Source organism: Corynebacterium sp. BD556, assembly GCF_038452275.1.
Lineage (GTDB): Bacteria > Actinomycetota > Actinomycetes > Mycobacteriales > Mycobacteriaceae > Corynebacterium > Corynebacterium mayonis.
This window is the reverse complement of sequence record NZ_CP141643.1, coordinates 1,178,661-1,204,632: the sequence shown is the minus strand read 5'-3', so window position 1 is coordinate 1,204,632 and position 25,972 is coordinate 1,178,661. Positions and strand designations below refer to the sequence as shown.

The window sequence follows — 25,972 nt, the reverse complement described above, 5'->3', positions numbered from 1 at the left end:
GCGGGGATGAGCCCCACCCCTCCAGCCCCACTCCACCGAACCGATAGTGCTCCCCGCGTGAGCGGGGATGAGCCCCACCCCTCCAGCCCCACTCCACTGAACCGATAGTGCTCCCCGCGTGAGCGGGGATGAGCCCGGGTCCTGTTCGGAACTCTGACCAGGCGACCAGTGCTCCCCGCGTGAGCGGGGATGAGCCTGGGTATCGCACAACTGATCGAGACCGACCTGCGTGCTCCCCGCGTGAGCGGGGATGAGCCCGCGGTCAGTCGACAGATCCGTGAGCTGGTTGAGTGCTCCCCGCGTGAGCGGGGATGAGCCCGACTCCAGATGGTCTATACGCTCGTTTAGCCCGTGCTCTCCGCGTGAGCGGGGATGAGCCGCGTGCCAGCCTCGCGCTAGAGCTGGAAAATGGGTGCTCTCCGCGTGAGCGGGGATGAGCCCGTCCTGCCATTGGCATAGGCACTCAGCGTGGAGTGCTCCCCGCGTGAGCGGGGATGAGCCCCACAAGTGACAGGGGAGTACTCATGGATGTGTGTGCTCCCCGCGTGAGCGGGGATGAGCCCCCGGCTTCGTTGTCTCCCGCGGCGGCGTCCTTGGTGCTCCCCGCGTGAGCGGGGATGAGCCCCACAAGTGACAGGGGAGTACTCATGGATGTGTGTGCTCCCCGCGTGAGCGGGGATGAGCCCACCGACCCTGGTAGAGGTCAGTTCTACTGGGAGCGCTCCCTGCACACTTGCCTAACCCGGCCCACCTTCCGGTGAGCGCGGCTGGGCCCGCACAACTATTTAGCCTTCGTAGGTCATTGGTGAGCCTGGGCCAAGTGGGATGCCTAGGAAGTACCAGATGATGAAGAAGATGAACCAGCCGACGACCATGGCGATGGAGTAGGGCAGGGCGAGGGACATGAGGGTGCCCACGCCGGCTTTTTTGTAGTAGCGCTGGAGGAAGGTCAGGGCGAGGGCGAAGTAGGGTGACATCGGGGTGATGATGTTGGTGGGTGAGTCGCCGATGCGGAATAGCATTTGTGTGACTTCGGGGGAGACGCCGACGTACATCATCATCGGCACGACTACGGGTGCCATGAGTGCCCATTGGGCGGAGCCGGAGGTCAGTAGCAGGTTGATCAGTGCGACCATGAGGACGAATCCGGCGAAGAGCAGTATGACTGGGAGGTCCCAGCGCTGGAGTAGTTCGGCGCCGCGGATTGCGGTCCATGCCCCGAGGTTTGACCATTTGAACCAGGCGAGGAATTGGGAGACGGCGAAGAATAGCACCAGCATTGGGAGCAGGGTCTTTAGTCCTTTGGCCATCATGTCGGGGATGTCGGCGCTGGAGGTGATGGTGTGTGCGGTTAGTCCGTAGGTGAGGCCGCAGAGGAAGAAGCACAGTGAGATTGGTACTGCGATGGCTGTGATCAGCGGGGATTTCATGAAGCCTTCGTCTGGGTTGGCTAGGGGTGAGCCCGGCACGAACAGCAGGAGGAAGAATGCGGCCAGGAAGACTAGCAGCACCACACCGGATAAGGCGAGTGCTTTGGACTCGGTGGGCGACAGCGACAAATCGTCGTCGGTTGCGTCGGCTGGTCTGTCGCCTTCGGTGGCGTTGTCGAAGGTCAGTTCGTCTTCTTCGAGGTCGTCGTGGTCGATAAGCTGGCGTGCTTTCTTGTCGACGAATAGTTCGGTTACTGCGGTGATGATGAGGGCTAGGACGATAGCTGAGGGGATGACGAAGAAGATGTTTGCTACGGGTGAGACTTGATAGTCGGGGTCGACGATTTCGGCTGCTGAGGTTGAGATGCCGGCGAGTAGAAGGTCGGTGATGTTGAGGATCAGTGAGGCGTTGAAGCCTGCGGAGGATGCGGCGAAGGCGACCATGGCGCCGACGATGGGGGAGCGGCCTACTGCGTAGAAGGCCATGGCACCGAGCGGGATGATGATGACGTAGATGGCGTCGGATGCGACTGAGCCGGTGACGCCGGCGAGCGCGACCATGAAGGTGAGTAGTACGGGGCTGACTCGGGCGACCATGGCGCGCACTAGGGCGGAGAGCAGCCCGGTTTGTTCGGCGACGGCCACACCCAGCATCACTGCGAGGATTACGCCTAGGGGCGGGAAGGTGATGAAGTTGTTGACGGCTTCGGCGACCATCCGTTTGATGTTTTCTTCGGTGGCGAGTGATTCAACTTTGATTAGTTCGCCGGTGCCGGGGTCTTCGGCTTGCATTCCGGCTGCGGAGCCGATCCGGGAGGTGATGACGACGAGGCCGGAGAGGATGATAAACAGCCAGAAGGGGTCGGGAAGTTTGTTGCCTAGCTTTTCTACGACGCCGAGGAAGCCAGCTGTTTCTTGTGGTGGTTTCTTCTCGGGGTGGGTTGGGGCTGTTTGCGTGGAACCTGACATGGGAGTCTTCCTGGTCGGGGTCAAAGGGGGAGGGAAGTGTTTCCCACCCTATGCGCTCGGTCACATTTTGTAGCACTTAGGGCATCTTTCTGGCAAAGGGATGTAGGTTTTCTGTGTACAGTTCACAGTTAATTGTTTGTGTGTAGTTCAAGGGATGTTGAGGTGGGTTGATGCTCGCTCTTGTGCGCCGTGGTGGTGTTGTGGTGTTGGCGGTTGTTGCGCTTGTGGTTGCGCTGGCGGTCGCTGCTGTGATGTTGCGTCCTGAGCTTTTCGGTCGCGGCAAGCAGACCATTACTGCTGAGTCTTTGGGTTCGTCTTTCAATGAGATTGCTGAACTCGCCACTGAGGAGTACGCCTTTTCTCGCGTGGGTAAATTCGATGAGCAAGGTTATCAGTTCGTTGGGCGTACTTTGCCGTTTACCGGCAAGAACGAGGGTGTCAGGAAGTTTGTGTGTGAGGCTCTGATACAGAAGGAGTTTCACCGATAATGACAACGGTGACAACGAAGAAAAACCATGACCAGGACAAGGTCAACGAGATCAGCGAGAAGCTGATGGAAAATCCTGAGCTCGCCAAGCTGATTGGCGAGTTGTCGACGTCCACCGGTGACGCCAGTGACCTGGTCAAAGGTCTGTTGCAGGCGTCGATTAACGCTGGTCTGCAGGCGGAAATGGATGCCCATTTGGGCTACCGTCATTCCGACCGGAAGATGAAGGCCCAGGTTGAACCAACACAGGGTGGTAACCACCGCAACGGGTCGTACACCAAGACGGTTAACTCTGGTTACGGCACGTTGGAAGTGACTGTACCCAGGGATCGTTGCGGCACGTTTACGCCCCAGATGGTGCCCAATAGCGCACGCCGGCTGACAGAGCTCGATGACATGATCATCTCGCTGTACGCCGGTGGGATGACAGTGCGTGATATTCAGCACCATCTTGGGTCCACCCTGGGGGTGGATATGAGCCCGGATACGATCAGCACCATTACCGATGCAGTCTTAGACGAGGTCATGATCTGGCAGAACCGTCAGCTCGACGAGTTTTACCCAGTAATCTTCCTTGATGCGCTACGCGTGAAGATCCGCGATGGCCACCGTGTAGTCAACAAGGCGTGCTACATGGCGGTGGGCATCGACATCGACGGTATCAAGCGCATCCTGGGCTTGTGGATTGCTGATAATGAAGGCGCCGCCTTGTGGGCATCGGTGTGCGCAGATCTGGCCAACCGTGGCGTCCAGGATGTCTTCATCGTCTGCTGTGATGGGCTTAAAGGCTTAGCGGAAGCCGTGGAGGCGACCTGGCCGAATTCGATGGTGCAGACCTGCATCGTGCACCTGATCCGGGCGGCGAACCGGTGGGTGTCCTATCAGGACCGAAAAGCTGTCTCCAGCGCGTTACGTGCGATCTACACGGCCGCAAACGAAGATACCGCCCGTGCCAGCTTAGATGCGTTCGAAACCTCTGAGCTTGGCCAGAAATACCCGCAGTCGGTGAAGGTGTGGCGTGATGCGTGGGAACGGTTCGTGCCGTTTTTGCAGTTCCCGCCAGCAGCGCGCAAGGTGTTGTACACCACGAATTCGATCGAGTCACTTAACGCTGAGCTGCGCAAAGCTACCCGGAATCGGGGCCAGTTCCCGAACGATACAGCGGCTGTGAAGACGCTTTGGCTGATGATTTGCAACATCGAAGACAAACGCGCTGCCAAACGCTCGAAGCAAGCCAAGCGCGCCGTTGAGTGCAACGGGTATGTTGAAGGAGCAAAGGCCAATGGCTGGAAGCAAGCCATCAACCAACTAGCTGTGGCATACCCCAACCGATTCGCGGAGTACTTGTAAACCAAACCCCCGCACACAAACTATCGGACACTCTCTACTTTGCCGTTTACCGGCAAGAACTTCTTGATTACGTATAAAGGGCGCGTGACCGCGGGCATCAAAAATGCCGAGCTTATCGACGTCACCGTCGACGACCTGGAGCGCACTATTACTATTGCAGCTCCTGAGGTTGGGGTCATTGACACGACCATCGACCCGGGTTCGATTGCTGTGATGGATCAGTCGCTCAACCCGCTTAACCAGTTGAGGTTTGAGGATGTTTCTGGTTTCCTCGCCGCTGAGGAGGAGGTGGCGCAACAGGAAGCCGTCGACAATGGCCTCCTTGACCGTGCTTCGGTTCGTACTGAGGAGCTTTTGCGCAATCACGGGGAAGCGTTGACTCAAAGCACCGCGATGAGTGACTACACCGTCGTTGTGCAGTGGAAGTAGCCATCGTTGCGCTCGGGGGGTTGTGCTGCACACCCCCGGTTGCTTCGCAGACGTAGCATCGGGCCCATGGATTTGCGTGCGCATTTGAGCAATTGGCCGGTAGACAATGTCTGCGCCGCACTCGTCGGCGACACTGAGGCGAGCGTGGGCGATGAGGACCGGGTCTACGAGTTGGCGAGTGTCACCAAGCTGCTCAGTGCTTATGCCTTTTTGCTTGCGGTGGAAGAAGGAGCACTGGAGCTTGACTCCCCAGCCGGGCCGCAGGGCGCCACGGTACGCCACTTGTTGGCGCATGCCAGCGGTGTCGGCTTCGACTCGCGTGAGCCGCAGCGCGGCGTGGGGGAAAGACGCATTTACTCCTCGGCAGGTTTCGAGATCTTGGGCGATCTGCTGGAGCAGGAGACGGGGATGAGCTTTGCCGATTACGTCCGGGAGGCAGTTTTTGTTCCGCTCGGGATGAACTCGGCGCAGATTTATGGTTCGCCGGGGCACGAGGGGAAAGCGTCGTTAAGCGATCTGCGATCTTTTGCCGCCGAGCTTGTGCAACCGATGCTGCTTAGCGAGCAGACCCTACGGGAAGCCTTCCGCAATCAATTTGGTGAGCTGCGCGGCGTTGTTCCCGGCTACGGCATGCAAACGCCCTGCCCGTGGGGTCTTGGTTTTGAAATCAAGGGGGAGAAATCGCCGCATTGGACTGGCGATAATATGCCGGCGCAAACCGTCGGGCATTTCGGCATGGCGGGGACTTACCTGTGGGTCGTCCCGGGCCGGCAGGCGATGGTGGTTTTGAGCGACCGGCAGTTCGGCGACTGGGCTAAGCCTTTATGGCAGGAAACGAACACTGCGATCTACGGCGAACTCCAGCACAAAAATTAAGTTAGGCCACCCTTGCTTAGGTTGACCTAATCCGTGTAAGATTTCGCGCATGCAAAAACACGGAAACCTCTCCGCCAAACTTGCCGCCTTCTTCGTCGCCCTCCTGGGCGCCGTCATGCTCACGGCGTGCGCCGGGGCGGACGAAGCAGAACCGACAAGCGAACCACGAATGCGGTCAGGCACGGAAACCCCGCGCGTTGTCGCCCTCGACTGGCGCTACGAAGAAATCCTGGTAGCTATCGGCGTGGAACCGGTCGGCATCGTTGAGATCGGCCAATCGACGGAACCGGCCACTTTGGCCGGCCAGCTCACCGGAATCACCAGCGTCGGCCAGGCGAAACAGCCGAACCTGGAAGTCATCCAGTCTCTCGAACCAGATCTCATCCTGGCTAGCCCCACCCGCCACGAAGCGATCATGCCGCAGCTGTCCGAGATCGCAGAGACGAAAGCCTATTCCGATGCGACCTACATCGACGTTCTCGACTCCATGGACGAAATCGCCGCGCTCATCGGCGGCGACGCCCCCGAGAAGGCAGACGAAGTACGCACCCGCATCTTAGACAAGGTGGACCAAGCCAAAAACGCCGTCCAGCCCGGCACCCGCGCCGCTCTCGTTGGATGGTCCAATGACACGCTCTACACCTGGATTGACCAGTCCTTCTCCGGCTCGCTGCTGACCGACGCCGGCTATGACTACGGCTACACCGGCGAGCGCTCCAATATCGAATCCAAAACCGATGTCGCTGAGCTAACCGGTGACAAACTGCCCGAGATGAACCTCGACGTGGTCTTCCTCTACAACGACATTGAGGGCTTTAAATCCAGCCCCTACGCCTCCGTGGTGGACAACATCGTCGAGGTTGAACAAGACACTTGGTCGCGCGCCCGTGGACCCCTGGCAGCCGAGGCCATGCTAGACCAGATCATCGAAACCGCCCAGAAATAACCGGGGTCAATGCAACTGAGCATCCCCGCACGTGTGCTCGCGAGTTGCCTCGCGAGCATTTTGCTGATTGCTGTGTTGTGGGTGCTGCGGCTGCAGGCAGTGGTGGTGCCGGACAACGCCCCGCAGTTGGCTAGTGAAGTCCACGCCGTGGCCCGCGACCGCCTCCTTTCAGCCACCATTATTGGGATGAGTTTGGGGGCGGCAGGTGTGCTGCTGCGCACCGCCACGCGCAACCCGCTCGCGGACCCCGAAATCACCGGTGTGAACTCCGGTGCTGCTTTCGGCGCAGTCACCGCCACCGCGCTGCTGGGCACGAACGCGGGTGTGGTCCTGCCGGGCGCGCTGGCCGGCGCCTGCGTCGCCGCCGCCATCACAGTAGGGGTGGGCTTAGGGATGAGCTCTGGTGATGCCTCCGGTGCAGGCGCGATCCAGCGCATGGTGTTATTAGGTATCGCGATCTCCGCGCTGTTTAGTGCCCTGACCTCTATCGTGCTGGTGCTCGACGAGGCGCAGTTATCCACCGTTTTGTCGTGGCTTTCCGGTCGTTTGGGAGGGGTGCGCATGGGCGACATTTGGCCCAGCATGGTCGCTGTCGCGGTGGTGGTGCCGCTTGCGTTCGTCGCCGCGCGCGGCTTCGACCTGCTCGGTGCAGGCGATGCCACTGCCGCTTCGGTGGGGGCGCGCCCGCGCATTATGAGGGTGACTGCGGTAATTTTCGCCGTGCTGCTGGTCGCGCCCGCTGTGGCCGCCGCTGGCCCGATCGGTTTTTTGGGTTTGATGTCGGCCGTGGTGGCTGAGCGTCTTGCCGGGCCGAGACACCGCTTCTTGCTTATCCTTGCGCCCCTGATCGGCGCGGCTGTGCTTTTGGTTGCCGACGCGATCGCCCAGGCCCTGTGGGCCCCAGCGGAAACTCCGGTGGGTGTGGTTACCTCCCTTGCCGGGGTGCCGCTTCTTTTGTGGGGTATTAACCGGCTTGGTACACGCCAGCGAAGCCGCAGCCGCTTGGTGAATAGGCGCAGGGAGGTGGTCTAGGGGTGCGCTTTTTTACAGTTGTGGCAACGCTGATCGCTTTGTTGATCGGCAGTGTTTTGCTTGGCCTGGCCATTGGGGCGGTGATGATGCCGCTAGATGAGGTGGTCGAGCAGTTTCTTGGCGGCGGGAAGCTGGTGTGGAGATACCGCATGCCGCGCGTGGCTGTGGGCATTTTCGCGGGTGCGGCGATGGCGGTCAGCGGTGCGTTGCTGCAGGTGGCGCTGCGCAATCCGCTTGCTGCACCCGACACGGTGGGTGTTACCGCTGGTGGGGGGTTGGCCGCTGTGGCTGCTTTGCTGGGCTTTGGTGCGTTGCCTGCGCAGGCTCTTACTCCGATTGCTTTTGTGGGTGCGTGCTGTGGCGCGGGCTTGGTGTTGGTGTTGGCGGGGCGTGCTGCGCGAGATCCGATTCGGTTGACGTTGACGGGTGTGGCGGTTTCTGTGGGTCTTGGCGCGCTGACCCAGTTGTTGCTGGTGCGCGCCGCTCCCGAGGCGGGTGCCGCGATGACGTGGCTGAAAGGTTCGTTATATGCGCGCACGCTTAACGACGCTTTCGTCACCGGCCCCGTCATCCTCGCTGCCGTGGTGGTTGCGTTGGTGATTTCGCGCCACGTGGACATGCTCAACCTTGATTCGGACACTTTACAGGGGGTGGGTGTGGCCGAAACACGCTGGCGCACCATTGCTGTGTTGTGCGCTATTGCGTGCGGGGCGGCGGCGGTGGCTGCGGCTGGTGTGCTGGGTTTTGCCGGTCTGATCGTCCCGCACGCGGCGCGTTTGCTGGTGGGCACTGCGATGCGCCGGGTTATCCCGGTTTCGGCGCTGGGGGGAGCGGTGCTGGTGACGCTGTGTGATGCGGTTGGGCGGTGGATGTTTGCGCCTACTGAAATTCCGGTCGGTGCTTTGATCGCGGTTGTCGGCGCGCCTTATTTTGTCTCCTTGGTGGTGCGTTTGTCTGCCCGAAATGGAAGGAAAGCATGACGGATTTACTTACAGCTTCCGGGTTGCACGTGGGCTACGGTGATGATCCGGTGGTGCGCGGCGTCGATGTCACGATTGCGCAAGGCGAAATCACCGTGTTTGTTGGGCCGAACGGTTCGGGCAAGTCGACGTTGCTAAAGGCGTTGGGGCGTCATTTGCCGCCCTTGCAGGGGCAGGTGAGTTTGGGTGGGCGTAACATTTTTACGCTTCGTCCGCGCGAGTTCGCCCGCTCGGTGGCTTTTTTGCCGCAGGAGCCGACGACCCCGGAGGGGGTGACGGTGCGCGAGGTTATTGCTTATGGTCGCTACCCCTACACGGGCCCCTTTGCTGCGTTGCGTCCGCGGGATCATCAAGCCATTGTCAAAGCTGCTGAGACGACGGGGGTAAGCGGGCTTCTTGACGTTCCCGCGACCGACATCTCCGGTGGTCAGCGCCAGCGTGTGTGGGTGGCGATGGCGGTGGCGCAAGAGACCCCAATTCTGCTTCTCGACGAGCCCACAACCTACCTTGATCCCGCCCACCAGCTTGGTATTTTGGATCAGGTTGTTGCCTTGAAGCGTACGGGCCGCACGATTGTGATGGTGCTGCACGATATGACTCATGCTGCCCGTTTTGCCGATAACGTTGTGGCACTTGACCGTGGTCGGGTTGTTGCGGCGGGCCCGGCGCCTGAGGTGCTGACTGTGGAGTTGGTTCATGAGGTTTTCGGGGTGGAGTGTTTGAGTGTGACGGACCCGGACACTGGGCGTGTTTTGCCCGTGCCCTACCGCTAAATCTCAAGTTGAACTTGAATAAATAGGGGGATCAACCTGAGGTTTAAGGTTGTCAGGTGGGGTGGAAGTGAAGCAAGATCGGCCCAGAGAAAATTTGAGGCCGTTGGGGAAGACGAACCTCGTCTTGCACCTCACTTGCCGCCCGGGAGCCGATTAGTCACCGGCCACCCCGACGCGACACGAGGTGATCATCGTTTCTGCCGATGGAAGGTCCCCGCATGACAACGACCCTGGCCGCCCCCTCACCATGGCGCACCACCTGCGCCTTTCCTGCCACCGCTGTGTTGCGCATCGAGGAGATGCCCGCACAGGCGAGGTGGGGCGTTGAAAAGCTTTTGTGCTCCCTGCCCGCCGCGCCCGTCGTCGCGCCCCTGTGCGACGAACTCGACACCGCCTGGTTCACTCGCTGGCAACGCACCCCCGCAGGGTACTTCTGCCGCGAAATCCTCCACGCCCCGGCCGCCGAACTGCGCGAGTTCGAACGCGCCCTGGACAAGATTTCACGCGAATACAACTTCACGGCGCGAGTGGAGATGCGCCCGTACCATGGGCAGCATGTCTAAGCAGTATCGAGTACAAAACCCGAAAACGAACACCGTTGTCGAAACCTTCGACTTCATCACCGACGATGAACTCGAAACCGCGCTTGCCCAGGCGCACGATACTTTCCAAACGTGGCGCAGAACCAGCTACGAGGACCGCGCCGCAGTGCTGCGCAAGGTCGCTGCGCTTTTCGACGCCAAACGCGACGAACTCGCCGCCATCATCGCCGAAGAAATGGGCAAACCACTCAACCAGGGCAACGGCGAACTCGACATGGTCGTAGACATCTTCACCTACTACGCCGACCACGGCGCCGTCTTCGGCGCTGACGAGCCACTAGAGCACAGCGGCGGCACCGCCGTTTTGCGCCGCGAGCCGCTTGGCGTGCTCGTGGGTGTGATGCCGTGGAACTTCCCCTACTACCAGGTCGCCCGCTTCGCCGCGCCGAACCTGATGGCCGGCAACACGATCCTGCTCAAGCACGCAGAGATCTGCCCGCGCTCCTCCCAGGCCATCCACGACATTTTCCTTCAAGCCGGTGCGCCAGCCGGTTTGTACACCAACATCTACGCCACCCACGACCAGGTCGCCGCACTCATCGCCGACAAGCGTGTCCAGGGTGTGTCACTGACCGGTTCAGAGCGCGCCGGGCGTGCCGTGGCCAAAACCGCCGGCGAGAACCTGAAGAAGGCGCTTCTCGAACTCGGCGGCACCGACGCCTACATCGTCCTCGACACCGATGACGTGGCCAAGGCCGCCAAGACCGCCTGGCGAAAGCGCATCGCCAACACCGGCCAAGCCTGCACCTCCAACAAACGCATTATCGTCATGGAGGACATCTACGAGGAGTTTTTGGCCGAAATGATCCGCCTCGCCTCCGAATTTACCCAGGGCGACCCCATGAACCCGGGCCGCGGCGAGTACTACCCGCTATCGTCTCGCGACGCCGCCGAGCTTTTGCACAAGCAGGTCACAACCGCCGTCGAAGCCGGCGCCACCTTGCATGTCGGCGGTGAGCTCACCGGCGACGGAGCCTACTTCAGCCCAGCCGTCATCACTGACATCCCGGTCGGCTCCGAGTCCTTCTACGATGAATTCTTCGGCCCCGTCGCGCAGATCTACAAAGTTTTCTCCGACGAAGAAGCGATCGCACTAGCCAACGACTCCAACTACGGACTCGGCGGGGCGGTGTTTTCCTCCGACATCGAACGCGCCCGCAAGGTGGCCAACAGAATCGAAACCGGCATGATCCACATCAATATCCCGCAGGCCGGCGGTGCCGAGCTGCCCTTCGGTGGTGTGAAGAACTCCGGCTTCGGCCGCGAACTCGGGCCTTTAGGCATGGATGAGTTTGTCAACAAGCAGCTCTACTACATCGCTGACTAACTCCATTGGCCAACACAAGACTTGAAAAAACCCGTATCAAACCGAGCTGCGGCTGAGAGCACAGCCGCATGGATCTATTTTCGGCCAACGGCCCATTCGCAGGGTGTCTCCTGGCCGAAAGCTAACTGTCGTCCATCTCGGTGAGTCGCTCGGCGATTTCCCCCACGCTCAGCGCACCCGGGTCATCGACGGGCACAACAGCCTCAGCGCGAACCCCAAATTCATCTTCGGCGCGCACAGCGAGCTCGATGCGGTCGAGGGAGGACACGCCGACGTCGTCAAGCGTGCGCTCAGCGGTGATCGACTCGGGGGCAGAGCCGGTGAGCTCAGAAAGCAAAGCGACCAGACGCCCCATGACGCTGCGGTCGGGGCCATCCTCCTCCTCATGCTCAAGGAGAAAACCCGACAAGTCAAGCTGCTGGCCCAGCCGTTCCGAAAGCTCCATGCACCCATATATACACTTAAAGCCCATGAAGCCCGAAGCGGACCACACCCGCAGCTTAAGGCCGCGCCGGCCACGCAACTTCCTCGAATCCCTCAGCCCGCAACCAGTGGCCGGGCTCACCTTCGACCGCAAAGGCACCACGCTCAACGACGGCATCCGTGTCCAGTGGTACGAACGAGGCCCCGAAAACCCCGTCTTGACCGTCGTCTACGTCCACGGCTTTAACATCTCATCCGACGAGTTCTACATGCAGGTCGACGACATTGCCTCCCTGCCCGTCCGCCAACTCCTCGTCGACCTGCGTGGACATGGCGGCACCGGTGAAGTCGAACCGCACCTGTGCACCATCGACGGCGCCGCCGACGACGTCTACGCAGTGCTGCGCGACCGCGGCGTCACCGAACCGCTAATCGTCGTCGGCCACTCACTCGGCGGGCCCGTCTCCCTGTCCCTGATGCGCCGCTACCGCTCCACACTCAACCTCGCCGGCACCGTACAAATCTCATCTGCTGTCGAGCCCTTCGCCGAGATGGGCATGCCACAAATGCTCGCCGGAAAAGCGGGCACCGTTTTGAAAAAGACCTACCGAGCGGCACCTACAGTTGCCGAAGCGCTGCTCAACCTTGGCACTGCCGTCATCGCACCCGTTCTAGCCGCCGGTTTCTACTTCCGGCCCGTGGGCTACGCCGTGGTGAAATTCCACGCCGCGATGATGCAGTTGACACCCCTGGAAACCTACGCCGGGTACTTCGACGACCTAGTCAACCACTCCGAACTTGACGCAGCCGACGTCCTTTCCACCATCCCCGGCTACATCCTCGTCGGCGACCGAGACACCATCACACCAGTGACCCAGAGCGAACGCCTCAGCGAAATCTGGCCACGCGGCTACCTCAACATCCTCCCCGAAAGCGGGCACATGCCACCTCTCGACGCCCCCGCAGCCGTCAGCGCCGCCATCTTTCGGCTCATTCGCGACGTGTGGCCGACCACGAAGACTAGCCAAGCCCACCCCTAGCCGGCGAGCTTTCGGGCCGAGACAACCACCACAGGCAGAAAATCCACGTGTGGAGTGCGGGCCCAAGGCGGTTGCGTGCTGTTTGCCTTGAAACAGCACGCAACCCCACACCCGACGGCGATTTAGTCCTCGGTGCCGCCGTTCGGGGTCGGCTCGGTCGGGTCGTCGATGTGCAGGTCCTTAGCGGCCTGCTCCGCAACCGACATGTCGATCTTGTCCTCGCGGGCCAAGCCCATCAGCGCCGCTACAACCATCGACTCGGCGTCAATGTTGAAGAAGCGGCGGGCGGCCTCGCGGGTGTCGGAAAAACCGAAGCCGTCGGCGCCGAGCACGATGTACTGGCCGGGGACGTAAGGGCGGATTTGCTCCTGGAGGTCCGTCGCAAAATCACTGGTTGCGATGTACGGGCCGGAGGTCCGCTTAAGCTGGGACGTGGCGAAAGGCGTGCGCACCTTCGCAGAGGGGTTGCGCAACTGCTCCTTATTTACAGCCGCACCGTCGCGGGCCAGCTCCACCCAGGAAGTAACGGAGTACACCGCAGCGCCCACGCCGTAGTTGTCCTGCAAGATCACCTGGGCGCGCAGCGCCTGCTGCATACCCACACCCGAAGCAAGCAAAGACACCCTGAGGTCTTTCGTTTCATCGCCGCGGTCGTAGAGGTAAACACCGCGGTGCAGGCCTTCCACATCAAGGTCGTCGGGGCGGGCCGGCTGGTGCGTCGGCTGGTTATAAACGGTGAGGTAATACATCACATTCTCGCCGCCGTCTTTGCCGTACATGCGCTCGATGCCCCGGGAGATGATGTAAGGCATCTCGTAGGCGAACGCCGGGTCATAGGTGACAACGGCCGGGTTGGTGGAAGCCAAAATCGGGGAGTGGCCGTCCATGTGCTGCAAACCCTCACCGAACAAGGTGGTGCGCCCAGCGGTAGCGCCGATGACGAAACCGCGGGCCATCTGGTCACCGGCGGCCCAGAAGTTGTCGCCGGTGCGCTGGAACCCGAACATCGAGTAGAAGATATACATCGGGATCATCGGCTCGCCGTGCGTCGCATAGCTTGTGCCAGCGGCAATGAAAGACGCCGAAGAACCGTCCTCGTTGATGCCCTCATGCAGAATCTGGCCATCGGTGGCTTCACGGTAAGAAAGCTGCAGGTCATGGTCAACCGGGGTGTAGTTTTGGCCGACGGGGTTGTAAATCTTCAACGTCGGGAACCACGAGTCGAGGCCGAAAGTGCGGGCCTCATCGGGAATGATCGGCACGACCCGGCGCGCGATCTCCTTATCGCGCATCAGGGCGCGGAAAGTGCGCACCAACGCCATGGTGGTGGCAACTTCCTGCTTGCCGGAATCTTTGAAATTGGCCTTGAAAGTTTGTTCAAAGTCCGGCAATTCCAGCGGTGTGAAGTTGACGCGGCGCTGCGGGAGGAACCCGCCGAGCTCTTTGCGGCGCTCCTTGAGGTACTTGATTTCCTCCGCGTCCTCGCCCGGGTGGTAGTAGGGCGGCATGTAGGGGTCGCGCTCCAGCTCCTCATCCGTGATGGGGATTTCCTGCTTATCGCGGAAATGCTTCAAATCATCCAGCGTGAGGTTTTTCATCTGGTGGGTCGCGTTGCGGCCCTCGAAGTTATGGCCGAGCCCGTAGCCCTTGATGGTGTGGGCGAGAATGACGGTGGGGCGGCCCTTGGTTTCCAGGGCGCGTTTGTAGGCCGCGTAAACCTTGCGGTAGTCGTGGCCGCCGCGGCGCAATTGCCAGATCTCGTCGTCGGTCATGTCCTCGACGAGTTTGCGGGTGCGTTCATCGCGGCCGAAGAAATGCTCGCGGACGTAGGCGCCGTCGTTGGCTTTGAACGTCTGGTAGTCGCCGTCTTTCGTGGTGTTCATGATGTGGACGAGGGCACCGTCCTCATCCTTTTCCAGCAGCTCGTCCCACTCGCGGCCCCACACGACCTTGATCACGTTCCAGCCGGCGCCGATGAAGAAGGCCTCCAGCTCTTGGATGATTTGGCCGTTGCCGCGCACCGGGCCGTCGAGACGCTGCAAGTTGCAGTTGACCACGAAAGTTAAATTGTCCAGGCCGTACAAAGAAGCCATGTGGATAAGGCCGCGGGATTCCGGTTCGTCCATCTCGCCGTCGCCAAGAAAAGCCCAAACGTGCTGCTGGTCGGTGTCTTTAATGCCGCGGTCTTGCAGATACTTGTTGAAGCGCGCCTGGTAAATCGCGTTCATTGGGCCAAGGCCCATGGACACGGTCGGAAACTCCCAAAACTCCGGCATGCCGTGCGGGTGCGGGTAGGACGGCAAACCACCTTGCGGGCGGGAGACTTCCTGGCGGAAACCGTCGAGGTCGTCCTCGCTCAGGCGACCTTCGAGGAAGGCGCGGGCGTACATGCCGGGGGACGCATGGCCCTGGAAGAAAATGTGGTCGCCGCCCTGCTCGGCGTCTTTGCCGCGGAAGAAGTGGTTGAAACCAACTTCGTAGAGGGCGGCGGCGGAAGCGTAGGAGGAGATGTGGCCGCCGACTTTGACCCCGGGGCGTTGAGCGCGGTGCACCATGATCGCGGCGTTCCAGCGCATCCAGCGGCGGTAGCGCTTCTCAATTTGCTCGTCGCCGGGAAACTCCGGCTCCATGGTGGTGGGGATGGTGTTAACGAAGTCCGTGGAAGACAGCGCGGGCAGCGGCACGCGCTTGGCGGAAGCGCGTTCGATCAGGCGCAGCATCAAGTAGCGCGCACGCTCGGGGGAGGAGGAATCGAGGAGGCCGTCGAAAGACTCCATCCATTCGTCGGTTTCCTCCGGGTCCTGATCATGCAGGTAAGAGGCGACACCATCGCGGATGAGGGGAATGTTGGATTCGCGGTCGTTGCCGTACGGATCCTTATTGCTGAGGTCGGAATCAGCCACGGGAACCTCCGTTGGTTGCTTCTAATTAGGTCTTGCCCAAGCGTACCCGCCGACCCCGCCGGGTGTCTTCGGCCGGGTTGTTCTCCAGACTTTGCGAGATATCGGGGTTATCATCTTTGTGAACATGCACTTTGAAAATGAGGAGGACACACTCTTGGGCACCGCTGGTGTCGGAAATTACGCCGAGCGTCTCAACATCACTAAGGGCGATATCGTCCAGGAAATCGGTTGGGACGAGGACGCGGATTCCACTATTTCTGAAGACATTGAGGACGTGCTCGGCGGGCCCCTGCTCGACGAAGATTCGCACGAGCTTTGCGACGTCGTCTTGCTTTGGTATCGCGCCGACGACGGCGACCTCGTCGACGTGCTTGTCGACGCCACCCGAAACCTCGCTGACGGCGGTCGCGTCTGGCTTCTCACCCCCTCAGCCACCAAGCCGGACGCCGTCGCCCCCGGAGATATTTCTGAATCCGCCCAACTCGCTGGCCTGGTGCAAACCAAGGCCAACCGTGTCGGACAATGGCAGGGTTCCTGCCTCACCAGCGCCAGCACCAAACGCTAGTTGTGGCTCAGTCGCGGACCGTGCTAAGGTTTCCAGGCGCGCGCCGTTAGCTCAGCTGGAAGAGCAACTGGTTTACACCCAGTAGGTCGGCGGTTCGAGCCCGTCATGGCGCACCAGGTCAAAACCCCTTTCCACCAAAAAACGGAGAGGGGTTTTCACTTTCCCACGACATTTCCCCGGCACTGCGAGGCGCACTGGTGTCTCAACCGGTAAGCGCAGTGTTGGCTTGTGCCAGATACCACCGCGGAAGGTTTCCACCGTGGCACTAATCGGCGCAGCTTAACCCCTTTTAGCGTTCTTGTTCTTTCTCGTAGCTTGCGGCCCAGGCGTTGCGCCGTGAGTTTCCGTAGCGGGTGCGTGGACGTTTAGCAGCCTCACCGGCTTTGTCACCATCGCCGGCACCCCCAGCGGCGGCGGCGAGCGCGGTGCTTGCATCCATCGCTTCTTGTTCTTCGCGGAAGCGGCGGCGTTCGCGGGTTTCGGCCCAGACGAAGTAGATAAGTCCGGTGGGTGCCAGTAGTCCGAAGGCGATCCATTGCAGGCCGTAGGACAGGTGGTTGCCGGTTTCGAGTTGGGGCAGCGGAATGGCTTGGATTTCGCCGGGTTCGTCTTGGGCGAGTTGCAGGTAGAAGGCGGTCAGGTCGGTGCCGGTGAGGTCGGAGATTTGGCCGGTGTTGATGGAGTACACCATGTGGCGGCCTTGGTCGTACATGGGTTGTTGGGGGGCTGCGGCTTCGCTGAAGCGGAGGAAGCCGGTGATGGTGGTGTGTTGGGTTGGGGCGGGGGGTAGTTCAGGCAGTTGGGTGCCGCCGTCGCGGGCAGCGGCCCAGCCGCGGTTGACAAGGACGACGGTGCCGTCGGTGGTTTCAAAGGGGGTCAGGGCTTGGAAGGCGGGGGTTTTTTCCACTGGGCGCAGGCGCAGGACCACTTCGTTATCGGGCAGGTAGTGGCCGGTGAGGGTGACTCTGGCCCATTCGTCGGCGGGGTCGAGGGAGGCGTTGGGCCCGAGGATGTCCTGGAAGGGCAGCGGGTCGTTTTCGAAGGCGCGCTCGATGTTTTCGTTGCGCTGTACTAGGGCGTCGTTTTTGCCGAGTTGCCAGGGGGCGAGGAAGGTGAAGGCGAAGTAGGAAAACGCCGCGATCGCAATGGCGGCGATGATCCACCCGGGCGAGAGGAATGTCTTCCACCAGGGTTTTTCTTGGTTCTTCGCGGGCATCACAAGGAATGATTCTACAACTTAAGAATGATCGGCGTGTTCTTGGACCCAGGCGAGGATACCGGGCGCTGCGGCCTCGATTTGTTCGCGGGTGGTGGCAAATCCTTCTTGTCCGCCGTAGTAGGGGTCTTCGACGCTGGCGCCTGCGGGGGAGGCGGGGTCGAAAGAGCGCAGGAGGCGGATTTTTTCTTCCGGTACGCCGCGCGCGATTAGTTCGGAGACATGTTTGGCTTCAAGGGCGACGATGAGGTCGGCTTGTTGTTGGTCGGCGCCGAATTGTTGCGCGCGGTGGCGGGAGCCGTCGTAGCCGTGGTCTTCGAGTTCTTCGAGGGCGCGCTCATCGGCGCTGTCGCCGATGTGCCAGGCGCCGATGCCGGAGGATGAGACGCGGGCGGTGCCGTCAAGCCCTGCCTCTTTGAGTTTGGTGCGCACGATGATTTCGGCCATGGGGGAGCGGCAGATGTTGCCGGTGCAGACGAAGTCGATGTGCAGTGGTTGAGTCATGGGCTCCACCCTAGTAGGCCGTATTTGTAGTCTGGTGGGTATGACTGATTCGCCAGTGACTGTCGCTGATGTTGTGGATGCGCTTGAAGCTGCTTACCCGCCCGCGCTTGCGGAGAGTTGGGACAGGGTGGGTTTGATTTGTGGGGACCCGGGGGCGCCGGTGGGCAAGATCGCCTTCGCGCTTGATTGCACGCTTGCGGTTGCCCAGCGCGCGGTGGCAGATGGTGCGCAGATGTTGGTGGTTCATCATCCGTTGCTTTTTCGGGGGGTCAGTTCGGTGGCGGCGAATACGCCAAAGGGCCGGGTGTTGCACACATTGATGACTAACGGTGTGGCGTTGTTTGCCGCTCACACCAACGCTGATTCGGCTCGTCCGGGGGTGTCTGACAGGCTCGCGGAATTGATCGGTATTGTGCCGGGCCGGCCGATTAAGCCGGTGAGTGTTGGCGGCACCGACAAGTGGGGTGTGCACATCCCGCCGGCGGATGTTGAGCATGTCATGCACGCGCTTTTCGACGTCGGCGCTGGACGCATCGGCAATTACACGCGGTGCTCTTTCGAGTGGGAGGGCACTGGTGGTTTTACGCCGATGGAGGGTGCGGAGCCGGCGGAGGGGACGGTCGGGCAGCATTATTCGGCGCCGGAAACGCGCGTTGAGTTTGTTGCGCCGACTAGTCTTCGCCGCTCGCTTATCGACGCCTTGCGTCGCGTCCACCCCTACGAGGAACCCGCCTTCGACATTTGCCCCATGCCTCAGGTGGGTGATTTATCGCAGGCTACTGGTTTGGGGCGCATTGGTGAGCTGCCGGAGCCGATGACGCTTCGCCAGTTCACTCAGCAGGTCGCTGACGCTTTGCCTCCCACCGCTTGGGGCGTGCGCGCTGCGGGTGATCCAGAGCAAATGGTGCGCACGGTGGCGGTGTCTTCCGGGTCGGGGGATAGTTTTCTTAGCGATGTTGCCGCGTTGGGTGTCGATGTTTACGTCACTTCGGATCTGCGCCACCACCCCGTCGACGAGCACCTCGCTGCCGGCGGGCCAGCAGTTGTCGATACCGCGCATTGGGCCAGCGAGTATCCCTGGACGTCGCAGGCGGAGGGTATCGTCAAACCTTTGGGCGTGGACACTGAGATTATTGCGCTGCGCACCGACCCGTGGACGATTTCTGCGCACCCGCGCCACAACCACGCCCACGATTCAACGACACGAGGAGTTTAGCCAGTGAAACTGTCCCGCGAGCTGCAGGAGACCCTGCTGGAGCTGTCAAAAGCCGACCGACTAAAGGCACACCCGGACGCCGTGCCGCCGGAGCAACGCGAGCTGGAGAATCTGCTGCACGAACGTGAGCGCCTTGTTTCGGCTTCGGCGGCCGCGCAGATGGCGGTTGACGATATGGAGCTGGAGATTTTGCGCATCCAAGAAGATGAGCGCAAGTTAAAAAAGCGTGAGCTCGACGACAAGCGTCAGCTCTCCGCCGAGACTGACCCGGAGCGCCGCAAAGATTTAGAGCACGACCGCTACGCCGCGAAGTCTCGCATTGCGGACCTGCTGTCCGAGTTGAAGGAAGCACATAACGAAATTAAGGCGCTGCGCAACAACCGCGACAACCATGGTGCGCGCCTAGACGAGGTGGACCGCAAGATCGCTCTTGCCCGCCGGGCAGTGGAGGCACTTCCGGCCCCGGAACACGTCGACACCGAAGCGCTGCGCGCGAAGCTTCCCGCACAGATCCTGTCGTTGTACGACACTGTCGGCGCCGCCGCCTTCATCGGCCGCACGTGCCAGTCCTGTTTTTTGCAGTTGCCGCCGACTGAGCGCGTTGAGGTCATGGCAACGCCCGTCGACGAAGTTCCCACCTGCCCGAACTGCGGCTGCCTGTTAGTGCGCGTGAGCCCCGACGAGGAGTAAATGCGATGCAGGTGAAGATGTTTACCGACGGGGGCTCTCGCGGAAACCCAGGCGTGGCCGGCTCCGGCTCGGTTGTCTACGGCCCTGAGGGTGACATCCTCGCCGAGGACGCTTTCGTGGTGGGGCAAAAAGCCTCCAACAACGTCGCGGAGTACACCGGGCTAGTGCGTGGGTTGGAGGCGGCAGCGGCCCTGGGGGCTACCGAGGTAGATGTATACATGGACTCCAAACTCGTTGTCGAACAGATGACGGGGCGGTGGAAAATCAAGCACCCCGATATGCAAAAACTCGCCACCGCCGCTCGCACCCTGGCCCAAAAATTTGACAAGGTCACCTACAGTTGGGTTCCGCGAGCGGAGAACACAAAGGCCGACGAGTTATCAAATCTGGCCATGGATGCCGCCGCCAGGGGAGCCAAACGCGGCCCAGTCGATACAGGTTTTAACGCGCCGCAGAAAACAGCGCCCAAAGATTCCCACGTCACTGCCTCGCCGCAGCACTGGTCGGGCAGCGACGAGCCGCGCACCCGCTTCGTTTTGCTGCGCCACGGCCAAACCGCGCAGTCAGTCGAGCGTCGCTACAGTGGTTCTTCCGACCCGGAACTAAGCGAGATCGGTGTGCAACAGGCGCGCCGGGCCGCCGCGGCCGTAGCCAAAATGGGGACAATCGACGTGGTGGTCACTTCCCCCCTGAAGCGCGCCGTGGCCACCGCCGAGGCTTGCGCGGCCGCGCTCGGGGGAGCACAGATCGAAGTTGATGAGGCGTTGCGCGAGATGAACTTCGGTGACTTCGAAGGGCTGACTCGCGACGAAGCCAAAGAGCGCTACGCGGAGGAGTTCGAGGTCTGGGAGGCGTCGGCAAGCAATGCTCCGCCCAACGGAGAGTCGCTGTCGCAACTTAACCGCCGCGTCACGCGCGCCCGGCTGCAACTGCAAGAAAAACACAGCGGCAAAACCATCCTCGTGGTCACGCACATGACGCCGATCAAATCCTTCATCAGGCAAGGGCTCGGCGTCGGCGCGCAAGTTTTCCGCCACGTCTTTTTGGATTTGGCCTCCATTAGCGTCGTCGAGTTCTATGGCGATCTCGGCGTGGTCCGCTGCGTCAACGATGTCGCCCACCACCGCTGAGCATTTCCCTTCGCGGGGTCGAAGCGCGTAGACTGACTTCCCGCGAATGAGCCGGCCGGGCGAACGCGGCCTGTGCGTACCGCCACTTCGTGTGGGCTGGCGCGGGGCCGAGGAAAGTCCGGACTCCACATGGGCACGGTGGTTGCTAACAGCAACCCGGAGCGATCCGCGGGAAAGTGCAACAGAGAGCAAACCGCCTCGCGCCAGCGAGGTAAGGGTGAAAGGGTGCGGTAAGAGCGCACCGGCGTGCGTGGTGACACGTGCGGCCAGGTAAACCCCACCGGGAGCAAGGCAAGAGCCCCAGCGCCAGCCGCGGGGGTCGTCGGATGTGATGAGGCTGCCCGCCCAGTCCGAAGGTAGCTGCTTGAGGCGCCCAGCGATGGGTGACCCAGATGGATGTTCGCCACTTCCCGCACACGCGGGAAGCACAGAATCCGGCTTAAAGGCCGACTCATTCGCCCCACATCTTCATCCCACACACCGCACGGTTTTCTGAAACAATGGCTGGTTATGAAGCTCTACGCCGCACCCTTAGACTTCCGCGACATCGCGCGTGAATACGGTGTGCCGACCGATTTCCCGGAGGAGGTGCACAAAGAAGCAGCAGAGCTTGTCGACGCCCACCCCAACAACCGCCGCGACGCCCGCAACATCCCCTTTGTCACCATCGACCCAGCCGGCTCGAAAGACCTCGACCAAGCCGTGTGCATTGAAAAAGACGGCGAAGGCTACATCGTCTACTACGCGATCGCCGATGTTGCCGCCTTCGTGGAACCCGACAGCCTCGTCAAAGAGGAATCGCTGGAACGCGGCCAGACGATTTACCTGCCGGATGAGCCGGCGCGCCTGCACCCGGCGGAGCTCAGCGAAGACGCCGCCTCCCTGCTGCCGGACGTGGACAGGCCGGCGGCGCTGTGGACCTTCCACCTCGACGCCGGCGGGGAAGTCACAAACGCCCACGTTGAGCGCGCACTGGTGCACAGCGTGGCCCGCCTGGACTACGACGGGGTCCAAGAAGACCTCGACAACGGACGCATGCACCCATCCATCGAGCACCTGCCGGCGGTGGGAAAGCTGCGTCAAGAATCCTCTTTGCGCCGCGAGGCAATCAACCTGCGCCTGCCCTCCGTGCGGGTGGTGGACGATGAATTAGACGGCACCTTTGAGTTAGTCATTGAGCCGCGCCACCCAGTGATGGACTACAACTCCGAAATTTCGCTGCTTACCGGCATGGTCGCCGGCGGCATGATGGTCAAAGCCGGCGTGGGTTTCTTGCGTACCCTGGGCCCGGCGGACAACGGCGCGGTGGAAGATTTTCGGCAGGAGGTCCGCAACCTGGGCTACGAACCTGGGGAGCACATTGGGGAGTTTTTAGCCACGATTGACCCCGACACCCCACGCGGCATGGCCGTGATGCGCGAAGCGCAGAAGCTGCTGCGCGGCTCGGGCTACGTTAACTTAGCGGAAAAAGCCCCCGAAGTTCACGCCGGTATCGGCGGTTACTACAGCCACGTCACCGCACCCTTGCGCCGCCTCATTGACCGCTACGCCACCGAAATTTGCCTCGCCATCTGCGCCGGCAGCGACATCCCGCACTGGGTGGAAGAAGACGGCAACCGGGTGGTCAAAACGATGGGGCGCACCTCCCAGCTAGCCGCCACAGTCGACAAAGCTTGCCTCAACCTCACCGAAGCGAAAGTGTTAAACCCCTGGGTGGGCCACAATTTCGACGCGGTGGTGCTCACCTCGGATGCGGAGGCCGACCAGTCCCGCATTTTCGTTGTTGATCCGCCGGTGCTCGCCCCATGTTTGGGTCACCCCGACGAAGGGAAGGAAACATCAGTCTCTCTCGTCTGCGCCGACGTGGGAAAACGCGAGGTAGTTTTTGCTTGGCCGGCTGACTAAACCGGCTGACTACACCGGCGCGGCCCGCTAGAGCACGTGCTCGACCCGGCCCACCTCGCCTGGCAGCACCTCAATGATTTCGAAGTCCTGACTGAGCGAGTCCACGAACCGCTGCGCTTGCCGCACCGGCACGAAAGCCAAAACGGCAGGGGAGTTGCCAGCGGCAGCGGGACGAGCCGACAGCGCCCCGGCTTCTAAAGCGGTGGCGACCAACTCATCTGGTGTATCTAAATCGTGGTACTCAGAGGGGGAATTAAGCAGGGTAAATAGCTCGTTGTCGCGGCGCGAGCGCAAGGCCTTGGCCGCGGCCAGGGAACGCAGCGTTTCGGTGCCGCAGAAACTCACCCACTGGCGCGCCACCTCAGGTTTAGGTGCGGAGTCCGGGCCGTTGGCTTGGCGCCGCGCCTCCACCCAGGCGACGACGCGTTCGGCGGCGTCGGGAAGCTGGCGCAGCGAGGAGACCCCAAAGTTCGAACAGGCCTCGTCGATAAACGCGCGACGCGCGGCAATGCGCTGCGTCTGAGCGTCATAAGGCTCGCCCCAGGTGTCGGTGACTGAGAAGATCCGCACCCCCAACTTGCCGGGATGCGGAGCTTGGGTAAGTGAGCCGTCCGAATAATCCACCACCGAAATCGTCTCCGCCTTGCCGCGCAACGCGGCAGTGTGGCGGGCCCGCAGGACAGCCAACCCCGAATGGGCAGAGACATTTTGGGAACACAGCTCCGCCAGTTTGGCCCGAAACGGAGCTTCGTCGACGTCGGCGTCGTCGGCAGCCAACGCTAGGGCCAAGGCTGCATCGCCGGCATAAAGGGCACCAAGGCCCGCACCAGGCAAAACCTCGGTCACCATGGTGATGTCTAAACCTCGGGTGTCGCGGGAGAGCACCTGGCGCGAGATCATGGTTTGCACCAAACCTAGCGTGCGCCGGGTAAGGCGGTCCATCGAGGTCTCGGCGGAAAGCTGACCTAGCGTCCCAGCATCGGAAAAGCTATAGCCGCCGGGGCCGTAGACCTGCAAAGCGATGGTGTCATCCTCGCGCGGCGAAACAGCGGCGGCGGCGCGAAGGGAAGACAACCCCAAAAGAGTCACCCCACCGAAGTGATCGACGTTTTCGCCGATGAGTACCCACGTCCCCGGTGCGGAGCCTACAGTTCGCGGCGCACTCCCGGTGAGCGTGGTGTGCGCCTCAACGACACGATCAACCGGGGAAGGACCCTCTGCGGACCACACGGCCATGACCACCATCTCCTTATCAACCCGGCCACCTTTTCCTCCCCCACCCTACCAAGACCACAGGTAGGGTGAACGGGAAGAAAAAGACCACACAAACCCCAGGAGAAACATGTCTGACGAGCAGTTTTATTACAATCCGACCACCGGCGAAGTCACTGAAGGCAAGACGGAAAGCTGGGACGAACGCATGGGGCCTTATGCCACACGTGAACAAGCGCAGCAAGCCATGGACATCGCCGCCGCGCGCAACAAACAGGCCGACGCGATCGACGAAGCCGATGATAACTGGGGCAAGCCCGCCGCGTGGGAAAAATAAACCCGCAGTTTAAGCCTTGACCTTAGAAAAAGCCTTCTTGATCTCGGCGACTGTCTCCTCATAGCCAGCGAGGGCCTTTTGCCCGCGGGCGAGTTCGCGTTGGTAGAGGATGCCGTAGGCGAAGGTGTCCTCGCCGCGCTCGCGGGCAGCCGCGGCGAGGCGCTCGATGCGGTCGCGCGAAGTCACCGCGTCCTGGAAGTCGCCAAGCTGCGACTGCAGGGCCTTGCACGCCTTAGTCAGCCGTTTCGTCCGCAGGCCTGCGTCCTCGGCGGCAGCGGAGGCGTAGCGCAACTTCTTCGCGGCCTTGCGCACGTCGTGGACGTATTCTTCGCGCTGATGCAATGTCAAGGTGGCGTCGTGGTAGAACTCCTGCACCTTCTTGTGGCGCCGACGCAGCTTCTTGTACGCACCTTTGAGGTGGTCGTGGAGCGTTTCTTTGCTTTCCAGTACCTCCCCGGCGCTCACCACAGGCGGCTGCGCCAACAGGGCGTCAATGTCCTCAAGGAGCTGCAGGAAACGGTCGGCGTCGAGCATTGCGATGATGCGCTCGTGGGCAGCTTCGTACTCGGCGCGCATGTCGCCACGGATGTGCTGGGCCGCGGTGGAATCGATAAGCCCACTGTCGTCGCTGTCGAGCAAGTCGATGAAACGCTCCTCGACAACCTCCGCGTCGCGTGCCTCACCCAGCACCGCCGCGGCTTGTTTCAACTCGGCCTCAAGGTGGTGGAGCTGATCGCCTTCGAGAATGCCCTCGAAAGTTTCCAAAAGCGAGCGCATTTCACGGGTAGACACACGCAGTTGGTGGACGGAATCCCACTCATCGGCGCGCACACGCGGCTCCCAGTGGATGATTTTGTCGCGCTGGGCGCGCAAGGACTCCACCACGGACGCCGCCGGCGAATCCGGGTCGAGTGAGCTGAGCTGCAAATGGTTCGGGACAGGCGCAGTTTTGATTGATTCTCCCAAGGCGCTGGACAGCTTTGAGGGGGAGGAAGATTTACGTGCGCCAGCAGAGATGAGAAAGGACGTCGCCTGGTTAATCAAGTCCGCGCCGGCCTCCGTGCCGGAAGTAAAGTCGCTTAGTTCCACCTCCCACTCGCGCCAATTTGTGCGCTCGCCGCCCGGCAACAGCGACCAAGCGGTGACGTGATCGTCGCAAAACTCAGCGACCTGCTCACCGGCGGAGGAACCCAACTCGATCACAACGCGGCGGTTATCTACCTGAGCGACCGGCTGCAAAGAGTGGTGGCGCACGATCGCGCGGACGTGGGAGACAAGCTCATCCGGGATAGTGGACGGGTCGTCCAACTCGGCGCGCAGCTCACGGCGGGCCGAACCGGCTGGCAGTTTGAGGTGCCAACCGTCGTCGTCGCCGCCGGTGCGGCGCCGCAGCGTGATTTTCTCTCGCGTCAGGCGGAGGTCTTCAGTGTCGTAATAGATGGCGGATAACTTGTGTTCGGTGGTGCCCAGAATCTTCTCCACGCCCGGCAACTGGGTCAAATCGGGGATACCCGTTGACTCGTCGACGGAGAGCTTGACCTCAACTTCCAGGAAACTGGCGATCTTCTTCTTGGTCACGGTTGATCCCTTTCCTTTGATGGTCAGTGCTGCAGGGGCTTCTGCTGCGCAA

24 protein-coding genes, 1 tRNA gene, 1 other RNA gene and 1 CRISPR repeat array (1 of these 27 running past the window's edge) are annotated in these 25,972 nt (G+C 61.4%); of the genes, 19 read left to right on the top strand and 7 right to left on the bottom strand.

Features of this window, described 5'->3' with window-relative positions; translation table 11 throughout:
- Positions 1–685: direct repeats of the CRISPR family, unit length 28 nt; unit sequence GTGCTCCCCGCGTGAGCGGGGATGAGCC; it reaches 4,712 nt to the left of the window's first position.
- Between the two features lie 100 nt (positions 686–785).
- On the bottom strand, positions 786–2,399 hold the full coding sequence (locus tag VLL26_RS05655; protein WP_342318166.1) for an AbgT family transporter: 1,614 nt from the start codon (positions 2,397–2,399) through the stop codon (positions 786–788).
- A 170-nt stretch (positions 2,400–2,569) separates the two neighbouring features.
- Here VLL26_RS05655 and VLL26_RS05650 point away from each other — a divergent pair, with 170 nt between their 5' ends.
- The 10 genes from VLL26_RS05650 (at position 2,570) to VLL26_RS05605 (ending at position 11,201) form a co-directional block, all read left to right on the top strand.
- Positions 2,570–2,887 (top strand): hypothetical protein, encoded by a 318-nt coding sequence (locus VLL26_RS05650; RefSeq protein WP_342318165.1) that lies wholly within the window; start codon positions 2,570–2,572, stop codon positions 2,885–2,887.
- Positions 2,887–4,236, top strand: a complete 1,350-nt coding sequence (locus tag VLL26_RS05645) for an IS256 family transposase (RefSeq protein WP_342318164.1) — start codon at positions 2,887–2,889, stop codon at positions 4,234–4,236. The genes VLL26_RS05650 and VLL26_RS05645 overlap by 1 nt, the downstream gene beginning before the upstream one ends.
- Before the next feature lie 39 nt (positions 4,237–4,275).
- Positions 4,276–4,665 carry a DUF4230 domain-containing protein gene (locus VLL26_RS05640; RefSeq protein ID WP_342318163.1) on the top strand — a complete coding sequence of 130 codons (390 nt, stop codon included), beginning with the start codon at positions 4,276–4,278 and terminating at the stop codon, positions 4,663–4,665.
- A 66-nt stretch (positions 4,666–4,731) separates the two neighbouring features.
- On the top strand, positions 4,732–5,541 hold the full coding sequence (locus VLL26_RS05635) for a serine hydrolase domain-containing protein (protein ID WP_342318162.1): 810 nt from the start codon (positions 4,732–4,734) through the stop codon (positions 5,539–5,541).
- Positions 5,542–5,590: 49 nt separating this feature from the next.
- Positions 5,591–6,487, top strand: a complete 897-nt coding sequence (locus VLL26_RS05630) for an ABC transporter substrate-binding protein (RefSeq protein WP_342318161.1) — start codon at positions 5,591–5,593, stop codon at positions 6,485–6,487.
- Positions 6,488–6,496: 9 nt separating this feature from the next.
- The gene (locus tag VLL26_RS05625) at positions 6,497–7,519 is read left to right on the top strand and encodes a FecCD family ABC transporter permease (RefSeq protein WP_342318160.1); all 1,023 of its coding nucleotides are present in this window, start codon (positions 6,497–6,499) and stop codon (positions 7,517–7,519) included.
- Positions 7,520–7,521: 2 nt separating this feature from the next.
- Positions 7,522–8,499, top strand: a complete 978-nt coding sequence (locus VLL26_RS05620) for a FecCD family ABC transporter permease (protein WP_342318159.1) — start codon at positions 7,522–7,524, stop codon at positions 8,497–8,499.
- On the top strand, positions 8,496–9,272 hold the full coding sequence (locus tag VLL26_RS05615; RefSeq protein WP_342318158.1) for an ABC transporter ATP-binding protein: 777 nt from the start codon (positions 8,496–8,498) through the stop codon (positions 9,270–9,272). Before VLL26_RS05620 ends, VLL26_RS05615 begins: the two co-directional genes overlap by 4 nt.
- A 218-nt stretch (positions 9,273–9,490) precedes the next feature.
- A complete protein-coding gene (locus VLL26_RS05610) occupies positions 9,491–9,835 on the top strand; it encodes a hypothetical protein (protein WP_342318157.1) in 345 nt (114 codons plus the stop codon).
- Entirely contained in the window at positions 9,828–11,201 is a 1,374-nt protein-coding gene (locus VLL26_RS05605; protein WP_342318156.1) for an NAD-dependent succinate-semialdehyde dehydrogenase, read from the top strand. Before VLL26_RS05610 ends, VLL26_RS05605 begins: the two co-directional genes overlap by 8 nt.
- A gap of 121 nt (positions 11,202–11,322) precedes the next feature.
- On the opposite strand, the gene VLL26_RS05600 is transcribed toward VLL26_RS05605, so the two are convergent.
- Positions 11,323–11,646, bottom strand: coding sequence for an acyl carrier protein (locus tag VLL26_RS05600; protein WP_342318155.1), 324 nt, complete (start codon positions 11,644–11,646; stop codon positions 11,323–11,325).
- Positions 11,647–11,671: 25 nt separating this feature from the next.
- Here VLL26_RS05600 and VLL26_RS05595 point away from each other — a divergent pair, with 25 nt between their 5' ends.
- The gene (locus tag VLL26_RS05595) at positions 11,672–12,664 is read left to right on the top strand and encodes an alpha/beta fold hydrolase (RefSeq protein ID WP_342318154.1); all 993 of its coding nucleotides are present in this window, start codon (positions 11,672–11,674) and stop codon (positions 12,662–12,664) included.
- 122 nt (positions 12,665–12,786) lie between these two features.
- Here VLL26_RS05595 and aceE read toward each other — a convergent pair whose 3' ends face one another.
- Positions 12,787–15,567, bottom strand: a complete 2,781-nt coding sequence (aceE, locus tag VLL26_RS05590; protein ID WP_342318153.1) for a pyruvate dehydrogenase (acetyl-transferring), homodimeric type — start codon at positions 15,565–15,567, stop codon at positions 12,787–12,789.
- A gap of 124 nt (positions 15,568–15,691) precedes the next feature.
- Here aceE and VLL26_RS05585 point away from each other — a divergent pair, with 124 nt between their 5' ends.
- Positions 15,692–16,132 carry a DUF3052 domain-containing protein gene (locus VLL26_RS05585; RefSeq protein WP_342318152.1) on the top strand — a complete coding sequence of 147 codons (441 nt, stop codon included), beginning with the start codon at positions 15,692–15,694 and terminating at the stop codon, positions 16,130–16,132.
- Between the two features lie 40 nt (positions 16,133–16,172).
- Positions 16,173–16,248 (top strand) — tRNA-Val (locus VLL26_RS05580).
- Positions 16,249–16,421: 173 nt separating this feature from the next.
- Here VLL26_RS05580 and VLL26_RS05575 read toward each other — a convergent pair.
- Positions 16,422–17,348: an SURF1 family protein gene (locus VLL26_RS05575; RefSeq protein WP_342318151.1), complete on the bottom strand. Its 927-nt coding sequence runs from the start codon at positions 17,346–17,348 to the stop codon at positions 16,422–16,424.
- A gap of 21 nt (positions 17,349–17,369) precedes the next feature.
- Positions 17,370–17,852 carry a low molecular weight protein-tyrosine-phosphatase gene (locus tag VLL26_RS05570; RefSeq protein ID WP_342318150.1) on the bottom strand — a complete coding sequence of 161 codons (483 nt, stop codon included), beginning with the start codon at positions 17,850–17,852 and terminating at the stop codon, positions 17,370–17,372.
- A gap of 40 nt (positions 17,853–17,892) precedes the next feature.
- On the opposite strand from VLL26_RS05570, the gene VLL26_RS05565 reads away from it, so the two are divergent.
- The 5 genes from VLL26_RS05565 (at position 17,893) to VLL26_RS05545 (ending at position 22,793) form a co-directional block, all read left to right on the top strand.
- Entirely contained in the window at positions 17,893–19,068 is a 1,176-nt protein-coding gene (locus VLL26_RS05565; protein ID WP_342318149.1) for a Nif3-like dinuclear metal center hexameric protein, read from the top strand.
- A gap of 3 nt (positions 19,069–19,071) precedes the next feature.
- Positions 19,072–19,758 carry a zinc ribbon domain-containing protein gene (locus VLL26_RS05560; RefSeq protein WP_342318148.1) on the top strand — a complete coding sequence of 229 codons (687 nt, stop codon included), beginning with the start codon at positions 19,072–19,074 and terminating at the stop codon, positions 19,756–19,758.
- Positions 19,759–19,763: 5 nt separating this feature from the next.
- The gene (locus VLL26_RS05555) at positions 19,764–20,888 is read left to right on the top strand and encodes a bifunctional RNase H/acid phosphatase (RefSeq protein ID WP_342318147.1); all 1,125 of its coding nucleotides are present in this window, start codon (positions 19,764–19,766) and stop codon (positions 20,886–20,888) included.
- A 47-nt stretch (positions 20,889–20,935) separates the two neighbouring features.
- An RNA gene (gene rnpB / locus VLL26_RS05550) (RNase P RNA component class A) lies at positions 20,936–21,346 on the top strand.
- A 52-nt stretch (positions 21,347–21,398) separates the two neighbouring features.
- A complete protein-coding gene (locus tag VLL26_RS05545; RefSeq protein WP_342318146.1) occupies positions 21,399–22,793 on the top strand; it encodes an RNB domain-containing ribonuclease in 1,395 nt (464 codons plus the stop codon).
- 27 nt (positions 22,794–22,820) lie between these two features.
- Here VLL26_RS05545 and VLL26_RS05540 read toward each other — a convergent pair whose 3' ends face one another.
- Positions 22,821–24,029, bottom strand: a complete 1,209-nt coding sequence (locus VLL26_RS05540; protein ID WP_342318145.1) for a galactokinase family protein — start codon at positions 24,027–24,029, stop codon at positions 22,821–22,823.
- 106 nt (positions 24,030–24,135) lie between these two features.
- On the opposite strand from VLL26_RS05540, the gene VLL26_RS05535 reads away from it, so the two are divergent.
- On the top strand, positions 24,136–24,342 hold the full coding sequence (locus VLL26_RS05535; RefSeq protein ID WP_342318144.1) for a hypothetical protein: 207 nt from the start codon (positions 24,136–24,138) through the stop codon (positions 24,340–24,342).
- 9 nt (positions 24,343–24,351) lie between these two features.
- On the opposite strand, the gene VLL26_RS05530 is transcribed toward VLL26_RS05535, so the two are convergent.
- Complete coding sequence (locus VLL26_RS05530) at positions 24,352–25,920, bottom strand: CYTH and CHAD domain-containing protein (RefSeq protein ID WP_342318143.1); 1,569 nt, start codon at positions 25,918–25,920, stop codon at positions 24,352–24,354.
- Between the last annotated feature and the right edge of the window lie 52 nt (positions 25,921–25,972).

Bases quoted from the DNA above. Each gene is read 5' to 3' on its own strand.
- VLL26_RS05655 (WP_342318166.1), bottom strand. From the start codon at position 2,399: ATGTCAGGTTCCACGCAAACAGCCCCAACCCACCCCGAGAAGAAACCA.
- VLL26_RS05650 (WP_342318165.1), top strand. From the start codon at position 2,570: ATGCTCGCTCTTGTGCGCCGTGGTGGTGTTGTGGTGTTGGCGGTTGTT.
- VLL26_RS05645 (WP_342318164.1), top strand. From the start codon at position 2,887: ATGACAACGGTGACAACGAAGAAAAACCATGACCAGGACAAGGTCAAC.
- VLL26_RS05635 (WP_342318162.1), top strand. From the start codon at position 4,732: ATGGATTTGCGTGCGCATTTGAGCAATTGGCCGGTAGACAATGTCTGC.
- VLL26_RS05630 (WP_342318161.1), top strand. From the start codon at position 5,591: ATGCAAAAACACGGAAACCTCTCCGCCAAACTTGCCGCCTTCTTCGTC.
- VLL26_RS05625 (WP_342318160.1), top strand. From the start codon at position 6,497: ATGCAACTGAGCATCCCCGCACGTGTGCTCGCGAGTTGCCTCGCGAGC.
- VLL26_RS05615 (WP_342318158.1), top strand. From the start codon at position 8,496: ATGACGGATTTACTTACAGCTTCCGGGTTGCACGTGGGCTACGGTGAT.
- VLL26_RS05610 (WP_342318157.1), top strand. From the start codon at position 9,491: ATGACAACGACCCTGGCCGCCCCCTCACCATGGCGCACCACCTGCGCC.
- VLL26_RS05605 (WP_342318156.1), top strand. From the start codon at position 9,828: ATGTCTAAGCAGTATCGAGTACAAAACCCGAAAACGAACACCGTTGTC.
- VLL26_RS05600 (WP_342318155.1), bottom strand. From the start codon at position 11,646: ATGGAGCTTTCGGAACGGCTGGGCCAGCAGCTTGACTTGTCGGGTTTT.
- VLL26_RS05595 (WP_342318154.1), top strand. From the start codon at position 11,672: ATGAAGCCCGAAGCGGACCACACCCGCAGCTTAAGGCCGCGCCGGCCA.
- VLL26_RS05585 (WP_342318152.1), top strand. From the start codon at position 15,692: ATGCACTTTGAAAATGAGGAGGACACACTCTTGGGCACCGCTGGTGTC.
- VLL26_RS05575 (WP_342318151.1), bottom strand. From the start codon at position 17,348: ATGCCCGCGAAGAACCAAGAAAAACCCTGGTGGAAGACATTCCTCTCG.
- VLL26_RS05570 (WP_342318150.1), bottom strand. From the start codon at position 17,852: ATGACTCAACCACTGCACATCGACTTCGTCTGCACCGGCAACATCTGC.
- VLL26_RS05565 (WP_342318149.1), top strand. From the start codon at position 17,893: ATGACTGATTCGCCAGTGACTGTCGCTGATGTTGTGGATGCGCTTGAA.
- VLL26_RS05555 (WP_342318147.1), top strand. From the start codon at position 19,764: ATGCAGGTGAAGATGTTTACCGACGGGGGCTCTCGCGGAAACCCAGGC.
- VLL26_RS05545 (WP_342318146.1), top strand. From the start codon at position 21,399: ATGAAGCTCTACGCCGCACCCTTAGACTTCCGCGACATCGCGCGTGAA.
- VLL26_RS05540 (WP_342318145.1), bottom strand. From the start codon at position 24,029: ATGGCCGTGTGGTCCGCAGAGGGTCCTTCCCCGGTTGATCGTGTCGTT.
- VLL26_RS05535 (WP_342318144.1), top strand. From the start codon at position 24,136: ATGTCTGACGAGCAGTTTTATTACAATCCGACCACCGGCGAAGTCACT.